Raw genomic sequence first — 15,683 nt, 5'->3', positions numbered from 1 at the left:
TCATCCTCGCACAGGCAGCGTGATTACGTCGTAGGCAGCGGTGATTGTCTCACCGGTTAATGGATCGCGCATCTCCATCTCGAACCGCTGGGACGGCTGCAAGCCGCCACGAACAGGGAGCGTGCCGCAGAACATGGCAGACCCTTCGCTCAGACCCTGACCGCCGAACCCAAGCACCACCAGTTCCCCAGGTGGGCGCATGGTGCTCAGCGTACCCTCCTGGTAGAGACGCCGTTCGCCGTCGACATTAATATGCGAGCGGATTTCGATGTCATCCCATCTGTCTTTGATGTCGGCGAAGCGCCAGAGTGTCGAACTTACTGGTTTCGCGCAAAGTTGCTTCGAGAGGGTCACGCCGATTGTTTCTGCCTTGCGGTCGGTATGATCGGAACCGACGCCGACCCAAAGCTGGCCACCGAGTGTGACCAGCACCGGCTCCACCTCCCCGCTCGAGGCATCACCCATCACTTCGATCGAGTGACTGACGGTCAAGAGCGAGGCAGAAACCCGGTAGAAAATCGGCGTGGAGGTGGGCCTGGCAACGCCGATCGCCTCTAGTTCGTGGATGTGTTTTTCGACGGCATCACGGTTTCTGCCAGTCCATCCGGCGATCGTCAGATCTTTGACATCCCTCGGATCGAGCGTTCTCGTTTGGATCAAGTGACCCCCTCCTTCTGTTTCAACGCGGTCATTATTCGCCTAGACATGCCTCGACCGATCGGGCCATGGCCAGCAGTCGCCTGTCCCGGCCAGATTGCCCGATCATCATGAGAGCAGCGCCAGGCAGGCCTTCGACAGGCAACGAAATGGCGGGCAGATCGAAGAAATTCGCGATCGCCGTGTTGCGCAACAGGAGTGCATTGCGCTCCGTGAAACCTGCCGCACTTGCTACTTGCTCCAGCGTCGGTGCCACGATCGGAACAGTTGGCATGACGAGCACATCACAGTCGGCCGCGCTCCGGCCGACTGAAGCGGCAAGCGCGCCACGTCCACGGATCATATCGATGTAATCGGCGGCGCCGATCGTCTTGCCGCGTTCGATCCGCACCAATATGTTCGGATCTATGCGGGAAGCCTGGCTCAGCCTGTGGCGGTGCAAGGCGAAGGCTTCGGCGGTTGCAATTCCGCCCTTGGCATTGACCTCGCGCATGCCGTCGAGTTCAGTCAGCATGACATCTGTCACGCGACAACCAGCGGCCGCCAACGCCTGCAAGGCGCGATCGAACGACTCGGCAATCGCCGCATCTATGCCCTCGAAGGGCAAACCTTGGACGACGCCGACGCGCAGCCCCGCCAGCGGCACCGCAGCCTGGTCGTCTTCGACGCCGGCCAGAACCGCGTCCGCCGAAGCGCATGCGTCGACCGTGCGGGCGATCGGACCCACACAGTCCAGACTTTCCGACAAAGGAAAAGCACCTCGGGTGGAAATCCGGTTGCTGGTCGGCTTGAAGCCGACCAGGCGACATAGGGCGGCCGGTATCCGTGTCGAGCCTCCGGTATCAGTGCCAATCCCGATCTCGCAGAAATCGCGGGCTACCGCCACGGCGGCGCCTGACGAGGACCCTCCCGGGACCCGGCTGGTGTCGAGTGGATTGCGTGGCGTTCCCAGATGCGGATTGGTGCCGACGCCCGAGAATGCGAACTCGCTCATGTTGGTCTTCGCGACGATGATCACGCCCGCTGCCCGCATTCGGTTCACAGCAACCGCATCACGGGTCGCAACCTTGCCCTCGCCGGCGAGAACCACAGAACCTGCGCGGGTCACCTCGCCGGCGACATCAAAAAGATCCTTGATTGTGACGATCGCCCCGTCGAGCGGCCCGAGACTGATACCAGCCTTGGCACGCGCATCCGCTGCCGTTGCCGCGGCGCGCGCACCGTCGGAGTACACGGTGGGGCAAGCCACCATGCCGTCTAGATTTGGGTCCCCGATGGCGGCAATCGCCCGGTCTAGCCGCTCGACCGCAGCGCACTTCCGATCCATTGGAGACCTCGATATCTCTAAATTTTACATAGGAACATACATACCTAATGAACATAATCCTGTTGCCGGCAGTCTGTCTAGCTTTTTCCGGCGCCGACCATCTAACCGTCGGTCGTAGGCTCAGATGAAGAAGGCAGGATGGCAGGATTTGGCCGACACGCATTCGGCAGATAAGCAAGGCTGCCGGCTCCAACCTCTGGTACCTGCTGCCCTTTTCCCCGTTGATGCACTGGAGATCCGACAATCTGACAGGGCTGAGACATTAACCGACCACACGTCACGGCGCTCGGACTGAAGCTCGAGGCCGTTCGAGTGGGAATACCACAGATTGACGATGGCAAAGTGCGCGCATACGTCGAGCTGCACATCGAGGAGGGACCAATCTTAATCAAAGGAAGGAACTCTCGAGTGCGCTCGTTACAGGCATTCGGGGAAGCGTCCGCTATCGGAACCCACACATCCTAGGCGAATATGCACATGGAGCCTTTCCTCCTGAAATGCCTCCGCCTGGTGTCGCTCGGAACAGAGTTCCGCTGGGTCGCGGTGTCACTTCTAACGCACGAAAGAATAGCGAAACCGGTCGCCGTCCGCCTCGATTCGTCCAACCGTCGGATTTGGGAAATGGATCGGCAGAACCAAGGTGCCGGTTCCGGCAACCGATGCCAGGAAGTTTCGGCGCGAGCGGATGCCAGCCTTTGGGTCCCAGTCGAAGTTTGTCGACCATTCCGGTTCGCGGCATTGCAGGGCGTGGTGGAACAGGTCGCCGGTGACTACGGCACTTTGGCCCCTCGAGCGGATATTGACGCAGCAATGGCAAGGAGAATGGCCGGGTGTCAGCGTCAGAGACACGGTATTGTCGAGCTCATAGTTTTCGTCCACCAGAAGTGCCTGCCCCGCCTCAACGATCGGCTCGCAGTTGAAACGCCAGACGTTGTCGAGCGTATTGTCGCCTTGCCGGGTCTCAGCTTCCCTGGCGGCGTACTCGCCCTTGTGGAAGACGTATTTGGCATTCGGAAATGTCGGTACCCAGCGCGCGTCCTTGAGGACGGTGTTCCAGCCGCAGTGATCGATGTCGAGATGAGTGCAAAAAACGTAGTCGACGTCCTCGAAGCGCAGGCCCGCGCCACGGAAACCGTCCAGCCAGGGCTGTTTCGGAAAGTCCATTGGAGCCGAGTAGCCCTTGTGGTCGCCGGTGCAGGTGTCCACCAAAATGGTGTGCTTCGGCGTGCGCACGACGAAGCTCTGATACGTGATAACCATTCGGCCAGATGCCTTGTCGAAAACGACCGGGTCTAGTTCGGCGATGTGACGCCGCCCGATCTCCGGATCATAAGCTGGGAACATGTCCTCGGGTCGGCGCCAAGGGCCGTCCCGTTCTATTATGCTGGTAATTGTTACGTCCCCAATTCGAAGCGTCTGCATGCTACCTTCCTCCGAGATATGGCCTTTTGTCGGTTGCCCCGAATGTCACCGTGTCGCCGGGTGCTACCCTCAGGAACTCCGGCTCGAAGTGCAGAGCCTGCCCGGTGGTTCCCTTGTTCAGCATCTGCACTTGATGCTTGCCCGACATGTCGCCACCGCATGCGGCTGCCACGGTGAGATCGAAAGTGCTCTGTTCATCGGATCTGTCCCTCAGTCTTTCTTGAGCCAGCCCTATCGGTTCCAGAGGACCGACAGCGTGCTTCGCGGGGCGCTCTCTGCGCTGGCACAACCTCGTTTCACATCGCTTGACGTTGCGTTGGCGCAAAGAACCAACGAGCTTCGATCCGCTACTCGGGATCTTCCAGGAAAGCAGCGCGCGTATGGCAGCTCCGCCACAGACAATAGGCCGGGTGATTGGCGCGGAGAGCGTTGTGCGACGCTGGCCGGCCCATATCCGGGTGTTCATTCACCACGAGATGCGACGCTACCGACGCTGGTCCTGGCCCGTAGAGAGGGCATTCCGCAATGCGTTATCTGCAAAAATGAATTTATCCACCTCAGCCGGCGTACGACATCCAAGATAGGCCAAAGTTTTTTCAAACTCGTCAGCCAAGAGCCTGAAGACTTTTGCGACGCCGGGCTGCCCAGCAACGGCAGCGCCGTAGAGCGGAGCGCGACCAATAAGAACCATAGCCGCGCCAAGGCCCAAAGCCTTTGCAATATCACTTCCACGCCGCACTCCGCCGTCAACAAGTATAGGTATACGCTTGCCCACTTCAGCAGCGATTTCCGGAAGCATCTCGACTGAGGAGACGGCTGAATCGAGAGCTCGCCCTCCATGATTGGAGACCACAATCGCGTCGGCGCCACAGGCAATCGCTTTTTGAGCGTCCTGGCGACTGAGAACGCTTTTAACAATTAGTCTTCCCGGCCATACATCTCTAATTTTAGCAATCTCATCCCAGGTCATCGCCTCATGTCGGTCTGGTATCGCTGCATTGCCTAAAATTGATTGATACCGTTGCGGATGATTGGCGTGATACCAAATTCCTTTCTTTGCTAATTGCTGTGCCGCAACGCCCAACAACCAGCGCGGCCGGCGAACAGCATCAATGCTGGTGCGGGTGCTAAATCGGAACGGTATTGAGAATTTGTTTCGTTCATTATGTTCTCTCGATCGCCCCAGCGCCTGATCGATAGTGACCACCAATGCCTCGAATCCGAGGTCACGCGCGCGCGCGATCATCTCGTAACAATAGTGTGTCTCCCTCCACATATATATTTGAAACCAAAGTCGGCCGCCGGCTTCTCTCGCGACGGTCTCCATACTGGCATCAGACGTCGACGCGAGCGTGAACGGAATCCCAGCCTCTGCCGCAGCTTTCGCAATAGCAACCTCGCCGCTGTACCAACAAAAACCTCCCATACCGGTTGGAGCAGTGGCGAGGGGTAGCGAAAGTGGCTTCCCAAACAACTGGGTGCTCATATCGCGCTTGGAGAGGTCGACCAGAAACCTAGTCTGCAGCTTGATCTTTCTGAAAGATTCGATGTTGTCGTTAAGCGCAACCCCGTCTTCAGACCCTAAGTCAATGAATTCAAACAGAAATCTTGGCAATCGGCGCTTCGCGGCTAGCCTGAAATCCGAAACGGAGAGGCATTCCGTCAAACGCATATCGGTTTCCTCTCACCCTTATGCACCCTTATGGCAACTTCGAGCATAAAAATAATGCCCCCCGCGAGGGCAGCCGACATTGGCTAATTACCTACTTAACTATGCTATTTCGCAACATGTCAACGGCAGATAAATACCAGCCAATAGGTGGAGCAGACCAGGCCACGTGTGACGCCAGCATGTGACCGGGGGAGTGCGGTGCTGAGGTCGTCGGCACCGGTGCTATGGACGGAGCCCCGCGACGATGAAGACAGCGCCGATGCCGAATATAGCGTCGGCGGATCGGAGTGTTCGACAGTTGGATCGACAGGTCTCCGATGCTGCTTATCCGTAGCACGAGTCCTGTCGATGCAACCAAACGGCGGCCGCTGATCGATGGAATGCACACCGCTATTGCACATTAGGACGATAGAAAGCTATCATAATGCATATGAAATTTAGCTTCATAAATAACCTTTTTTTGGGAGGGCACTAGGTGCGCCAGTCGGAGTTGCAAACGGGGATCGTTTCCGAGCCGAGCCCCGAGTGGGGAAGCGATGTCGCCGCTGCCATGCTGCGACATCTCGGGATTGAGTATGTGACCATGAACCCGGGGGCCAGCTATCGGGGGTTGCACGACAGCCTTGTCAATTTCCTTGGTGATGAGCGGCCGAAAATGTTGCTTTGCCTGCATGAGGATCATGTAATCTCAATCGCTCACGGCTACGCGAAAGTGCACGATAGGCCTATGGGGGCCATTCTCCATAGCAACGTCGGCCTGATGCACGGCCTCATGGGCATTTTCAACGCCTATTGCGACCGTATGCCCATGATCGTCGTGGGCGCTACCGGCCCCATTGAACCCGAGAAACGGCGACCCTGGATCGACTGGATCCATACGGCGAAGGATCAAGGAGCACTCCTACGGGATTATGTGAAATGGGACGACGAGCCGCGGTCTACGAACGGCACAATCGAGGCATTTCTCCGGGGCATGCAGTTAACGCAGACTGAACCAAAGGCGCCGGTCTACATCTGCCTCGATGCGGGTATGCAGGAAAGCCGTCTGACAAAGCAGGTGGAGCTTCCTCCGACGCGCTACGGCACGGCGCCAGCTGCCGTTGCGGATGCGGCCACGGTGAGCAGGGTCGCCAATCTCCTGAACGGCGCAACACACCCGCTCTTCCTCATCGGACGTGGATCGCGCTCTCAAGCGGACTGGGACCGCCGTGTCAAACTCGCCGAATTCTTTGGCGCAACGGTGGTGACGTCGGTTCTAGAGCGTGCTGTCTTCCCGACATCGCATCCGCTTCATGTCTTGCCGCCGATCTCGATTTTGGGCGGAAATTTCAAGGATGAGGTTGCGGCCGCGGATGTGATCTTGAGCTTGGACTGGCCGGACCTCAACGGCCTGTTGCGCGGCGTAAGTTCTGAAACCCACAAGATACAGGCGACGATCATTAACGTATCACTGGACAGCCATCTACATCGGGGCTGGAGCATGGATTATTTCGGGCTTCCCCCTGTCGATGCGCCGGTGCTGGCAAACTCTGACAGATTTGTCGAGCAACTGCTCGACGCCACGCGCTCCCTGACCCGAGGAAGCTCCGTCAGCTATCCCGCGTCCACGTCGCCATCAGGGGACTACTCCCCCGGCCCGGGAATACATCCCCACGATATCGAAGTTGCCCTGCAACGCGCTCGAGGTGATCGCGAATTGACGCTGGCCCACTCAAATCTGAGCTGGGTTGGAGACGTTTTCGATCTTCGTGGGCCGCTGGATTTTCTTGGTCACGACGGAGGCGGCGGCCTGGCTGCAGGCCCCGGCCTGACGGTTGGAGCCGCGCTCGCGTTGAAAGATACGAGCAGACTGGTTGTGGGCGTCCTGGGCGACGGCGATTTTCTCCAAGGTGTTACGGCTCTTTGGACCGCTGCACATTATCAGCTGCCGGCGCTCTTTATCGTCAGCAACAATCGATCGAACTTCAATGATGAGCTGCACCAGGAGGCGGTTGCGAAGGTCAGGTCACGTGAAACCGCAAACCGCTGGATTGGTCAGCGCATCGATGATCCTGCCGTTGACCTCAGTGCAATGGCGCGCAGCCAAGGTGTGCAGGCAGAAGGCCCAGTTGAATCCATCGAAGATCTCGAGAGTGCGATCGCGCGAGGGCTCGATGCAGTGAGAGAAGGACGGCCTTATCTCATCGATGTGCTCGTTGGCGCGACCTACGCCCCTCCCTCGATGATGTCGCGCGGCTGAACGTTCGACCAATCGTCATTCACATTATCTCCGATAAGTTTAACGGGTGAGTCTCCTAACATGTCGACTATCAAAGTTCTGGTGCCCGATATGGACGTCGAAGAGGTTGCCGCCGACGTGGCCGGCCCAAACTTGTCTTTCGACGTTCGTGGCGTGCAACATGTGAGCGCCATAAGTGCGGAAGATTGGGGCGACTGCGATGCCGTCCTGATGCGGAATCGCATCGTCCTTGATCGTTCTACAATCGGCAAGCTTTCGAGGTGTCGGATTATCGTCAGAGCAGGTGTTGGCTATGACAACATCGACATAGGTGCATGTGCCGAAGCCGGCATTCCGGTTTGCAACGTGCCGAACTACGGTACGACCGAAATTGCAGACCACGCGATTGGGCTGCTGCTCTACTTAGCGAGGGGCCTTGGCTCGTATGACGAACGCTTGAGGGCGGATCTAACTGGTAACTTCAACGGTGAAAATGTGCCAGTCGTGCGGCGTCTCCGCGGCGGCATCTTCGGTGCCGTTGGCTTGGGCCGGATAGGAACCGCAGTGGTCAGGAGAGCTTCCGCTCTAGACATGAGCGTCCTGTATTTTGATCCACTCTTGCCCGAAGGGCATGAGCTGGGCATGGGTTTTCGGCGTGCCAAGTCCCTTTCGGAAGTGCTTTCCGTATCAGATGTGGTCAGTCTCCACATGCCCCTCAATGATACCACGCTTCGACTACTGGACGCCAACCGGCTTGGTGAAATGAAGCCAGGCGCCATTCTCATAAACATTGCTCGTGGCAAGCTGGTCGATATCGACGCGGTTTACGACGCGCTGCTAAGCGGCCGTTTGGGAGCTGCGGGATTCGACGTCCTGCCATCGGAGCCTCCGGACCCTTCACAGCCTTTGTTCAAGGCATGGTTGGACCGTGAGCCCTGGATTGCCGGGCGCCTGGCGTTGACGCCCCATGCCGCGTCCTATTCTGACGCCTCGACGAGTGACCGTCGTAGGCTGTCAGCCGGCATGCTCAAAGATTTTTTTGAGCATGGGCTGGTGCGGAACAACGTAAATCCAGGTTGGGAAAAATTTTCTAAGGAAAACCTGCTAGCTTCTTGAACGAGGCGCAGCACTTTTCAAGCAAACTCGATCTTGGAGTCTGTCTTCCGCCACGTAGTGGAGCGACAAACGATCAGCTCGACGCACAATCGACAGGCTTCAGCGTACGCAAGGGCGCATCCGACAACCGCTTGGAGCGTTTCGCGATGAATTGGCCTCATTAGATGGCAGGGCAAACAGAAGGATGCCGGCCAGCAGGTTTAGCGAGCGTTTCCAACACGCCCTAACAAAAACGCGACGCTCGACAATTATTGCGAGCGCGTGTCTGGCGCCTGACGCGCCATAGATGAGCCTCCGTCGGAAGTGCGGCTGGAGCCATCGCGATCCGGCAATCCATAAGACAGGCACATTCATTGTTGTTGGATTAGACCGTAAGAATTCGGTGGCACCCGAGGAAATATATGTTGATAAGATAGGTTTAACATGTAGCAATATCGACCGAGGGAAACGTCGACCACCGCTGGATCTGCCCGCAGCGACGGCGGCGCAATGGAGGTCTTTATGGACAACAATCTTAGATTCTACATAGACGGGAAGTGGGTTGACCCGGTCGCCCGCAACGCAGTTGACGTGATCGACCCAGCGACAGAAGAGCCAGTTGCGCGCATCAATCTGGGCACGGCCGAAGACGTCGATCGAGCCGTCAAGGCGGCGCGAAAGGCATTTCCAGCGTTTTCGCGGCGGAGCAAGGCCGAGCGCATCGACCTCCTTAATGCGATAACCGATGAATATCGGCGCCGGTTCGAGGACGTCTCGCAGGCTATGATGCTGGAGATGGGCTCTCCGATCAATTTCTCACGCGAGCTCCAGGCAGCCTCTTCGCTCAGCCATCTAAAATCGGCAGTCAAAGTGCTGAAAACCTACGAGTTCGAGCAGATGCTGGACAAGGCGCTGATCGTGCGCGAGCCGATCGGTGTGTGCGGTTTCATCACCCCATGGAACTGGCCGCTCAACCAAATCATGGCGAAGCTCGCGAGCGCGCTTGCTGCAGGGTGCACCTCGGTGGTAAAGCCGAGCGAGTTTTCGCCTTTGAGCGCGATCATTCTCGCCGAAATCCTTCACGAAGCAGGCACTCCGGCCGGCGTCTTCAATCTCGTCAACGGTGACGGTCCTACCGTCGGGCATGCTATTTCCACACATCCAGACGTCGATATGGTGTCGTTCACGGGCTCGACGCGCGCGGGGATCCAAGTGGCCATCGACGCTGCTGCAACCGTCAAGAGGGTGCACCAGGAGTTGGGCGGCAAGTCTGCCAACATCCTGCTTCCCGGCAATCACCTCGGCAGGTCGGTGCCTGCTGGTGTCATACGTGCTTTCCGTAACAGCGGACAGTCGTGCCAGGCGCCGACCCGCATGCTGGTTCACGAGAACCAACTTGATGAGTGCCTTGACCTCGCCAAGTCCACGGTGGCTGCAATGGTCGTGGGCGACCCGCGCGCGGACAGGACCACGCATGGGCCGCTGGTCAACAAACAACAGTTCGATCGCGTGCAGTCGTTTATCGAGACCGGCATAAAAGAAGGCGCTCGCCTCGTCGTGGGTGGTCTTGGTCGGCCGGAAGGCCTCAACCGGGGCTATTTTGTGCGGCCGACCGTGTTCGCCGGCGTCACACGCGAAATGACCATCGCCCAGCAGGAGATCTTCGGACCGGTCCTTTCGGTGATGACCTATCGGGACGAAGACGAAGCGATCGACATCGCCAACGATTCGATCTTCGGCCTTGCGGGTCATGTCTTTGCCGATGACGTCGGTGAAGCCAGGAGAGTTGGCCGACGGATTCGTGCCGGCCGCATATATCTTAACAATGGACCGAGCGAAGACGACACAGAGTACGAAGCGCCTTTTGGCGGCTATAAGCAATCGGGCAACGGCCGAGAGGTTGGTGTTTTTGGTCTCGAGGAATTCCTGGAGACAAAGGCAATCATGGACTAAGGCTTGTTGAGATTCAGAACTCCACTTTTGGCTCGATTGTGATTCAAGCTTTGGATGGAACGGTTGTGCTAACGGACGCCCAATGGGCGAAGATGGAACCGCATTGTCTGGGTAAGCCAGCCGATCCGTGACGAAGTGGTGGCGACAATCGCCGCTTCATCGAAGCGTTGCTTTGGATCGTGCGGACAGGAAGCAGTGGTGCGACCCTCCAGCCTTTTTCGGGAGCTGGAACACGGTTTTCAAACGATACCGGGACTGGGTCAAAGCCGATATTTTCATTCGGCTTTCAAGGCCTGCTCCCAATGAGCCGGATCACGGTCGATGCCACCATCGTCAAGGTCAATTGATACGGCCAGGGCGCAAATAGGGGACTGGAAGCCGGGGCATAGGCCGCACCAAAGGCGGTATGACAACTAAAATCCTGGCGCCCGATCCGCCCAGCCTTCTGGGCGCTGGCAATCGCGTCCAGATGGGGCGGACAGCACCGGCAGGTCTGCCGGTGCAGCATCAGCGTCCTCTGTGCTCATCGCGGAACGATACAGCATCACGTCATTTCCTATTCTGAAGGTCGGCCTCGCCAGCGTCACTAGGCGACGAAGTATGCTTTCTTGAACTTGTAACGGTTCAGACCCCAACCCGTAAGGTCGGGCTCCAAGCCTCCAATCTGGGCCGAGTGAGCATCGATAGTGTCGGGGTAGCCCCAGATGATCAGCCCGCCCCGCTCAAAGGAAATCCGCTGCATCTGATGCACAAGCTCGCACCGGCGGTTCTGATCAAGTTCGGCGCGGGCAAGGTCGTTAAGACGCGTGAACTCTTCGTCGGAGAACCGGGTCGGGTTGAGGGGTGAAGTGGCGAGTTCCCCCAAGGCAACCTGGTTCAGGTAAGGATTGTGGGTCCAGTAATCTACCGCAAAGGGCCAGTTGGTATACTCCGCGAAGAAGCCGCCCTGGTCGAGCCGCTTGACGTTGATTGTCACATCCCCTTCCCGCGCCTGTTCGGCAAAGATCTGTGAAGCTTCGAGCAGACCCGGTGCGGCCGCGGTCGTGGCCAATTCCAACTGCAGATTGGAATGACCCGCGCGGGCAAGCAGCGACCGAGCCTCTTTGACGTCGCGCTCCCGAACCAGAGATGTGTCGAAACAGGGATCATTGGGCGAGTACGCGTCGTATGCGACACGCCCGTGGCCGGAGAAGGCCAGTTTTACGAGTTGCTCGCGATCGACCAGCAACCGCAGAGCCTGCCGCACCCTGACGTCGTCGAAAGGAGGCTTGTCGACCCGCATCGTGAATGGCCGAAACGACCCCGCTTTGCTCGTCAGGACCTTGAAGCTACTGTTGGCACTCACCACCGGTATCTGGGAGTAGGGAAGACCCTCGATCGCGTGAACCTGCCCTCCGAGAAGAGCATTCACCCGCGCAACATCGTCGGGGAGATCGATGAGGACCAGTTCGTCTACGTAAGGCGCTTGTCCATGATAGTTCTCGAAGCGCTTGAAAGTCGATTGCTCACCGGGAACAAATTGGTCGAGCTTGAAGGGGCCTGAACCAACAGGATTCTTGGGGTCGAAATCGACGGGCACAACACCGGTGTTCAGAATGCGGAAAGCATCCCGCAGCGCCGCATCGGGACGGCGAAGCTTAAGACGGATCGTACGGTCGTCCAGCTTGACGATCTGCGCTGGATCGATGGAGCGCATAACCGGAGCTGCATTGCGAGGGTTCTTCGGATCGATGATCCGTCGAATCGTATAGGCGACGTCATCCGCGCCGATCGTCTTGCCGTTGTGAAATTCAGCTCCCTGCTTGATCCGAATCGTCCACTCGGTTGCCGAGGGATTTACCTCGAACTCCTCAGCCAGAAGCGGTCGATACTCGGCCTGTTCGTTATCATCCCCCAAACCGTCGTAGAGATTGAGAACACGGGCGATGTCAGCCGGGGTAATCGGGGAATGCGGGTCAAGTGAGTCGATGGGGCCGCCGCCGGCGATGCCGACGCGCAGAGACCCACCCTTCTGGGGGTTTGGGCTGCTCTGCCCAAGTGCGGAGCCCGCATAACCAAGAGCCATCGCGGCAATCGCGCCACCCATCAGCTGACGGCGGTCCAGTGTGTTCCGAAGCATGCGTATTTTCGACATGAGCGTTCCTCCCTACACATAGAATATTGCTATAGACAATAGGTAGTCAAGTGTGTTTAATTCACTCAATGATTGCTCCCGGGCGAAGCGCATCGATGAGCGCGAGCCGCGGGGAACTGCGCACAGAGGAGACGTTTCTCGTGAGTTACGCAGACCTGAGAGGGTTCATCGAGGCGCTCGACAACCAGGGCATGCTCAGAAGAGTTCCCGGTGCTGATCCGCATCTAGAGGTTGGAGCTGTTACCGAGGTCGCGGCCAACCTACCCGAATGCCCTGCCCTTCTGTTTGACGAATTCGACGGCTATCCCGCGGGCTTTCGCGTCTTCACCAACGCGACAAACAGTTCCGTCAAAGCGGCCATTGCACTCGGCCTTGATCCATCGCTCGCCCCTCTGGAAGCTCTCAAGCGATGGAAAGAGAAACGGTCCGCCTTCCAGCGGAGTGGCCCCTTGCCGCAGCGCCTCACCGAACCTCTGTTTCTAGAGAACACGATGGCGGGCCACGAAGTCGACCTCGCATGCTTTCCTGTACCGCAGTGGCATGCGGACGACGGCGGCCGCTATATCGGATCGGGCAGCCTCGTCGTCATGGGCGATCCTGACAGCGACTGGGTGAACGCATCGATCTACCGAGTCCAGGTTCAAACAGCGAATACGGTCACGATTCAGTTCGATCACTTGGGACGGCACGGAGCCATCCTTGCAAAGAAGTTCTGGGACCAGGGTAAAAGCTGTCCGGTCGCCATCGTCAACGGCCAGGATCCGTCACTCTTCTTAGCAGGTTTCGAAGCTCTCCCAGCCGGTTATTCGGAGTATGATTTTGCCGGAGCCGTCAAGGGCGAAGCGATTCCGCTGGCAAGAGCGCCGCTGACACAACTGTTGGTTCCGGCACTGGCCGAAAGTATTCTCGAAGGCTACCTGCTTGATCCGAAGACGGTGATGGCGGAGGAAGGTCCATTCGGAGAGTTCACCGGATACTATGCGGCGGATCGCCGACCGCAACCGGTAATGCAGGTCGACGCGGTGCATTTCAGGCACAATCCGATCCTGTTTGCCTCGCCTCCGTTGAGGCCTCCGCTCCACCATTTTGGGCTGCCATTGAAGGCTGCAACCCTTTGGACACTGTTCGAAAACGCCGGTGTTACCGATGTCGCCGGTGTTTGGCAGCATGTCTCGTCACTCGTTACGGTTGTCGCTGTCAAGCAACGCTATGATGGGCATGCGAAGCGAGCTGGCCTGATAGCGGCCGCCAATAGCTACATGGGACGCCTGATCATTCTCGTCGATGACGATATCGATCCGTCCAACATGGACGATGTTCTGTGGGCGGTCGCTACGCGCTGCGAGCCCTCGGACTCGATCGATATCATCAGAAATGGCTGGAGTTCCGCCCTCGACCCGCGCATCCCGCCCGAGGCGAAGGAGCTTGGTGTGACAGCGCATTCCAAAGCCATCATCGATGCTTGTCGGCCTTATGCCTGGTCCTCGCGCTTTCCGCCCAGCACCGCGCTTCATCCAGCAGAGGCTAAGGCCGTCAGCGATAAGTGGGCCACGGTCTTGCGCGATCAGACCACGCGCACCGAGGAAGAAGGTCCAGCGATCAATCGGGCAGGAACCACCGGCACGACAGCGCGCGCACCGAAGAACGGGCTCTGAGAGAAATTTTCAACGGAGGAACACTCATGAACAATGATAGACACCTGTTTTCCTTGAATCGCAGACAGATCTTGCCAGCTCTTGCCGGAGTAGCGGTGCTGGCGGGCGTCCAGGGCGCGCGCAGCGCTGACCAGCCGACACAATCTCGGCCGGCACCAACTCGGGACGACATTCTGATCCGCGGCGCCTCGATCCTGACAATGGATCCGCAGAACCCGATTTTTGAGCGTGGTGACATCCTCATCCGGTCCGGTCGAATCGCAGCCGTCGATCACTCCATCGACGCGCCAGATGCCGAAGTCATAGATGCAAGCGACTTGATAGCTCTGCCAGGCTTCGTGAATGCTCATATCCATCTTTGGCAAAGCGCTATGGCTGGTATCGCAGGCGATTGGAGCCTGGACCAGTATGTTCAGCGTATTCTGGGTGGAATCGGACCCCACATCAGCGCCGAAGACTTGTACCTGGCGAACTTGGCTGGGTGCTTCGAGCAAGTGAGCGCCGGGACCACCACTGTGTTCGATTACTGTCATGCGATCAATACGCCGGCTCATGCGGACCGTGCCGTTGACGCTCTCCTTGAGTCGGGCGTCCGTAGCGTTTTCGGATACGGCCCGCCAGGCGATTGGGACTGGTATGCCGACCCTAACCGGGACCATCCCGAAGATGCGGCCCGGCTGCGGAAGGAGCGTCTATCGTCTGACAGCGGGCTTGTACGAATGGCTCTTGCTATCCGTGGGCCGGATGAATCAACCCTCCCGGCCACGACGCGCGATATCGCCATGGCGCGCCGCCTTGGCGTCATCGTTACGATGCACACAGGATGGGGCACGGTCGGACCGAAGAACAAGGCGGCTCGCCAGCTGGCGGACGCGGGACTGCTTGGCCCTGACATCAACCTCGTTCACGCAAACTCCTTCACCGCCAGCGAGTACAAGGCCGTCGTCGACTCGGGTGCGACGATCACGGTGACACCGGAAGTCGAAATGCAAATGGGAATGGGCTTCCCAGCCACCGGACATGTTCGGCTGGCCGGGGGACGACCTGCGGTTGGGACGGACATCCCCACCAACGTCGGTCCGGATATGACTACCCAGATCAGGATCGCGCTGCAGATGCAGCGCGCGCTCGACAACGATCGCCTTCTTCGAGAGGGTCAGGATCCAAAGGAGCTCACCATCACCGTACATGAGGCTCTGGAATGGGCGACCATGGCGGGTGCCAGAGCCCTTGGTCTTGATCGGGAGATCGGCTCGATCACAAAAGGAAAGGCTGCCGATATTCAGCTGATCAGGAAATCACCCCGCGATCTTGGGCAGGCACAGAACCCAGCTGAAAGCGTTGTGTTCTACTCGACGGCAGCGCAAGTCGAATCGGTGTTCGTGAACGGCAAAGCACAGAAATGGCAAGGGCGTCTCGTCAATTCTGCAGCCCACGGCCTGCGCGACCGTCTCTTGCAATCAGGCCAGAGACTCATCGAGCAAGGGCTGGAGAAAAAATGACAGGCGCCCTGAACCTACAAACCCAGATTTTACGTTCTAAGACATCCG

General features: G+C 58.3%; 10 protein-coding genes and 1 pseudogene. 5 read left to right on the top strand and 6 right to left on the bottom strand.

Annotated elements, in window-relative coordinates; all coding sequences use genetic code 11:
• The 5 genes and pseudogenes from EN851_RS22605 to EN851_RS22585 form a co-directional block, all read right to left on the bottom strand.
• On the bottom strand, positions 1-660 hold the full coding sequence (locus tag EN851_RS22605; protein WP_135906871.1) for a DUF2848 domain-containing protein: 660 nt from the start codon (positions 658-660) through the stop codon (positions 1-3).
• Positions 661-691: 31 nt separating this feature from the next.
• The gene (locus EN851_RS22600) at positions 692-1,984 is read right to left on the bottom strand and encodes an amidase (RefSeq protein ID WP_135906870.1); all 1,293 of its coding nucleotides are present in this window, start codon (positions 1,982-1,984) and stop codon (positions 692-694) included.
• Between the two features lie 552 nt (positions 1,985-2,536).
• Positions 2,537-3,406 (bottom strand): MBL fold metallo-hydrolase, encoded by an 870-nt coding sequence (locus EN851_RS22595; protein WP_135906869.1) that lies wholly within the window; start codon positions 3,404-3,406, stop codon positions 2,537-2,539.
• 25 nt (positions 3,407-3,431) lie between these two features.
• A pseudogene (locus tag EN851_RS37285) lies at positions 3,432-3,578 on the bottom strand (pseudoazurin); the annotation flags it as partial.
• 312 nt (positions 3,579-3,890) lie between these two features.
• A complete protein-coding gene (locus tag EN851_RS22585) occupies positions 3,891-5,078 on the bottom strand; it encodes an alpha-hydroxy acid oxidase (protein WP_135906868.1) in 1,188 nt (395 codons plus the stop codon).
• 475 nt (positions 5,079-5,553) lie between these two features.
• Here EN851_RS22585 and EN851_RS22580 point away from each other — a divergent pair, with 475 nt between their 5' ends.
• The 3 genes from EN851_RS22580 (at position 5,554) to EN851_RS22570 (ending at position 10,344) form a co-directional block, all read left to right on the top strand.
• Entirely contained in the window at positions 5,554-7,317 is a 1,764-nt protein-coding gene (locus tag EN851_RS22580) for a thiamine pyrophosphate-binding protein (protein WP_210234934.1), read from the top strand.
• A gap of 60 nt (positions 7,318-7,377) precedes the next feature.
• A complete protein-coding gene (locus EN851_RS22575) occupies positions 7,378-8,412 on the top strand; it encodes a C-terminal binding protein (protein ID WP_135906867.1) in 1,035 nt (344 codons plus the stop codon).
• Between the two features lie 501 nt (positions 8,413-8,913).
• Positions 8,914-10,344 carry an aldehyde dehydrogenase family protein gene (locus EN851_RS22570; protein ID WP_135906866.1) on the top strand — a complete coding sequence of 477 codons (1,431 nt, stop codon included), beginning with the start codon at positions 8,914-8,916 and terminating at the stop codon, positions 10,342-10,344.
• Between the two features lie 586 nt (positions 10,345-10,930).
• Here EN851_RS22570 and EN851_RS22560 read toward each other — a convergent pair.
• On the bottom strand, positions 10,931-12,478 hold the full coding sequence (locus EN851_RS22560) for an ABC transporter substrate-binding protein (protein ID WP_135906852.1): 1,548 nt from the start codon (positions 12,476-12,478) through the stop codon (positions 10,931-10,933).
• A gap of 140 nt (positions 12,479-12,618) precedes the next feature.
• On the opposite strand from EN851_RS22560, the gene EN851_RS22555 reads away from it, so the two are divergent.
• Entirely contained in the window at positions 12,619-14,133 is a 1,515-nt protein-coding gene (locus EN851_RS22555) for a UbiD family decarboxylase (protein WP_167531265.1), read from the top strand.
• A gap of 26 nt (positions 14,134-14,159) precedes the next feature.
• Positions 14,160-15,635 (top strand): amidohydrolase family protein, encoded by a 1,476-nt coding sequence (locus tag EN851_RS22550; RefSeq protein WP_135906861.1) that lies wholly within the window; start codon positions 14,160-14,162, stop codon positions 15,633-15,635.
• Positions 15,636-15,683: the final 48 nt, after the last annotated feature.

This window comes from Mesorhizobium sp. M8A.F.Ca.ET.208.01.1.1, assembly GCF_004791315.1.
Classification (GTDB): domain Bacteria; phylum Pseudomonadota; class Alphaproteobacteria; order Rhizobiales; family Rhizobiaceae; genus Mesorhizobium.
The sequence above is the reverse complement of the archived record's forward strand: the minus strand, read 5'-3'. Positions and strand labels throughout refer to the sequence as shown.

Bases quoted from the DNA above. Each gene is read 5' to 3' on its own strand.
- EN851_RS22585 (WP_135906868.1), bottom strand. From the start codon at position 5,078: ATGCGTTTGACGGAATGCCTCTCCGTTTCGGATTTCAGGCTAGCCGCG.
- EN851_RS22550 (WP_135906861.1), top strand. From the start codon at position 14,160: ATGAACAATGATAGACACCTGTTTTCCTTGAATCGCAGACAGATCTTG.
- EN851_RS22575 (WP_135906867.1), top strand. From the start codon at position 7,378: ATGTCGACTATCAAAGTTCTGGTGCCCGATATGGACGTCGAAGAGGTT.
- EN851_RS22570 (WP_135906866.1), top strand. From the start codon at position 8,914: ATGGACAACAATCTTAGATTCTACATAGACGGGAAGTGGGTTGACCCG.
- EN851_RS22560 (WP_135906852.1), bottom strand. From the start codon at position 12,478: ATGTCGAAAATACGCATGCTTCGGAACACACTGGACCGCCGTCAGCTG.
- EN851_RS22600 (WP_135906870.1), bottom strand. From the start codon at position 1,984: ATGGATCGGAAGTGCGCTGCGGTCGAGCGGCTAGACCGGGCGATTGCC.
- EN851_RS22595 (WP_135906869.1), bottom strand. From the start codon at position 3,406: ATGCAGACGCTTCGAATTGGGGACGTAACAATTACCAGCATAATAGAA.